The organism is Acidovorax sp. HMWF018 (assembly GCF_003061035.1).
GTDB classification, from domain to species: Bacteria; Pseudomonadota; Gammaproteobacteria; order Burkholderiales; family Burkholderiaceae_C; genus Acidovorax; species Acidovorax delafieldii.
The window spans coordinates 1-2,735 of record NZ_QAIM01000671.1 but is presented as its reverse complement, the minus strand read 5'-3'; the positions used below and the strand labels follow the sequence as shown (position 1 = coordinate 2,735).

Annotated in this window: 3 protein-coding genes and 1 pseudogene; 2 read left to right on the top strand and 2 right to left on the bottom strand. The window is 66.5% G+C overall.

Annotated elements, in window-relative coordinates; genetic code table 11:
• A partial coding sequence (locus DBR23_RS28565; RefSeq protein WP_146191478.1) for a molybdopterin cofactor-binding domain-containing protein occupies window positions 1-549 on the top strand: 549 nt, incomplete at its 5' end.
• A 20-nt stretch (window positions 550-569) separates the two neighbouring features.
• Complete coding sequence (locus DBR23_RS28560; RefSeq protein ID WP_108500298.1) at window positions 570-1,031, top strand: (2Fe-2S)-binding protein; 462 nt, start codon at window positions 570-572, stop codon at window positions 1,029-1,031.
• Here the strand turns inward: DBR23_RS28560 and DBR23_RS28555 are convergent.
• Both DBR23_RS28555 and DBR23_RS28550 read right to left on the bottom strand, forming a co-directional pair.
• The gene (locus DBR23_RS28555) at window positions 1,022-2,071 is read right to left on the bottom strand and encodes a sensor domain-containing diguanylate cyclase (RefSeq protein WP_056062052.1); all 1,050 of its coding nucleotides are present in this window, start codon (window positions 2,069-2,071) and stop codon (window positions 1,022-1,024) included. The genes DBR23_RS28560 and DBR23_RS28555 overlap by 10 nt on opposite strands.
• A 63-nt stretch (window positions 2,072-2,134) precedes the next feature.
• Window positions 2,135-2,735: pseudogene (locus DBR23_RS28550) on the bottom strand (DUF917 family protein); the annotation flags it as partial.

The following is a 2,735-nucleotide window of genomic DNA, read 5'->3' as shown; positions in this document are numbered from 1 at the left end:
GACCCGGTGGCCTTCCGTGCCACATTGCTGCAAAAACACCCGCGCCACCTGAAGGTGCTGCAAAAGGCGGCCGATCTGGCGGGCTGGGGCCAGCCCTTGCCGCCCGATGCGTCGGGCGTGCAACGGGCGCGCGGCGTAGCGCTGCACCAGTCGTTCGGCTCCATCGTCGCTCAGGTGGCCGAGGTGTCGGTGGGTGCCGACAAGGCGATCCGCGTGCACCGCGTGGTGTGCGTGATCGACTGCGGCGCGGCCATCAACCCCAACCTGATTGCCCAGCAGATGGAAAGCGCTGTGGTCTACGGCCTCACGGCGGCGCTGTGGGGCGAAGTGACGATCAAAGACGGCCAGGTGCAGCAGAGCAACCTGCACGACTACCCCCTGCTGCGCATGGCCGACTGCCCCCGCGTGGAGACCCACATCATCGCCAGCGCCGAGCCCCCCGAGGGCGTGGGCGAGCCCGGCGTGCCGCCCATTGCACCCGCCGTGGCCAATGCCTTGTTTGCCCTCACCGGCCAGCGCCTGCGCGCGCTGCCGCTCAAGCTCAGCTGACCCGCCGCACCGGAGCCCCCATGACCACGACCATCAACCTCAACGGCAAACCCGTCGCTGTCAACGCCGAACCCGACACACCCCTGCTGTGGTTGCTGCGCGGCGAGCTGCAGATGAACGGCACCAAGTTTGGCTGCGGCATGGCGCTGTGTGGCGCCTGCACGGTGCACCTGAACGGCGAGCCGGTGCGCGCCTGCATCACGCCCCTGTCGGCCGTGGGCAGCGCCCAGGTCACCACCATCGAGGGCCTGCAGGGCCCCGAAGCCACTGCACTGCGCACCGCATGGACCGCGGTGGATGTGGCGCAGTGCGGCTACTGCCAGAGCGGGCAGCTGATGTCGGCCTGTGCCCTGCTGAAGAAAACGCCGCAGCCTACCGATGCCGACATCGACGCCGCCATGTCGGGCAATGCCTGCCGCTGCGGCACCTACCCGCGCATCCGGGCGGCGATCCACCAGGCCGCGCGCGGGCCTCAGGGCTGAGAGATCCCCCCTCCCAGGTCGAGCGAAACCTGCTCGACCACGCCCCCTTTTTCGGGCGGCATGTCGGCGCAGTACACGGCATTGCGCCCTGTGCCCTTGGCTTGGTAGAGGGCCTGGTCGGCACGGTTCACCAGCTCTTCAAAATTCATCCCCGAGCCCTTGTACAGGGTGGCTACGCCAATGCTCACGGTGACGGCCACCTCCTGCCCTTCGTCGCCCACGCACACCAGCAAGGACTCGACCTCGCGGCGCAGCGACTCTGCCACTTGCAACGCGCTCGCGCTGTCGGTCTCGGGCAGCACGATGACAAACTCCTCGCCCCCAAACCGCGCGACGATGTCCACACCGCTGCGCTTGTGCCCGGCACACACCTGGGCCACGGCACAGATCACGCGGTCGCCCGCCAGGTGGCCGTACAGGTCGTTGACGGTCTTGAACAAATCGATGTCTGCCACCAGCACGGACATCGGGTGCCCAAAACGCTCCGTGCGCTTGTATTCCTTGGCGCCCAGCTCCATCAGCGTGCGGCGGTTGGACAGGCCCGTGAGCGAGTCGTTGGCGGCCAGCCGCTCCAGCGTGGCGTTGAGCTGCTGCAGCAGGCGGTTCTGCTCGGTGAGCTGCTGGTTGATCTGGGCGATCTCGGTCTCGCGGCACTTGCGGTCGTGGATGTTGAACGTGACGCCGATCAAGCGCTTGCCGGGCGTCTCGCTGTGGCCGTCCATGATGCGGCCATAGTTGGCAAACCAGATCCACTCGCCACTCTTGGAGCGCAGCCGGAACTCACACCGGTACTGCGGCGTGACGCCCGTCAGGTGGTCGGCCACGGCCTTGCGCACGGTGTCGATGTCGTCGGGGTGGAATAGGCCGTAGATGTCCTGCACGCCCGAGACGATTTCATCCTCGGAGAACCCCAGCTCTTCAAACGTCTTGGTCGCCTTGCGCGTGACGTTGCCGGTGATGAGGTCGTTCTCCCACAGGTCCAGCCCGGCGGCCTCCAGGGCCAGCTCCAGCCGCTCCTTGTTCAGGTCCGCCTCACCCATGGCCATGACCACCTTTTTTCACAGCGTTCCGTTTCTCTCGTGCGTCGGTGCGGGCTTCAGGGTTCAGCCGGGCGGCATGCCACCCGCGTAACCGATATTGCGCAGCAGCGCGGCAAACGATGCCACGACACCGGGGGTGTTGTAGAGCTGGGGCGCTGTCTGCACCGCAATCACGCTCACCTGGTTGCCAGTGCTGCGGCCCGTTTTAGGGTCGAAATACTGGGCCAGGTCGTCGCTGGCGTTGGAGAACCCACGACCCGTGCTCTCGGAGTAGTAGCAGATCGAGTCGGGTGCAATGATGTCGGGGGTGGTGCTGGCCGCCGAATACATGATCAGGTTCTCGTTGAGGTTGTAGAGGTAATGTGTCTCGGTGCTCTGGGCCGGGTCGGGTGCATTGTCCAGCCGGATGATGCCCGAGTCCAGCGACGCGCTGGACGTGGACTGGCTGACCGAGGTGATGAAAAAGTTGGTGACCACGGCGCGCGCGGCACGGCCAGTGAGGTTCTGGATGCCCGCCGCCACGGCCTGGGTGCTCAGCGGCGTGACCGCCTGCAAGAGCTGCAGGCCCAGCTGGCGTGCCTGCTCCAGCGTGCCCGGAATGTAGCTACCCGACAACGCGAACTGGTTGCCCGCGTTGGAGGGCCACATCGCAATGCCCGAGTAC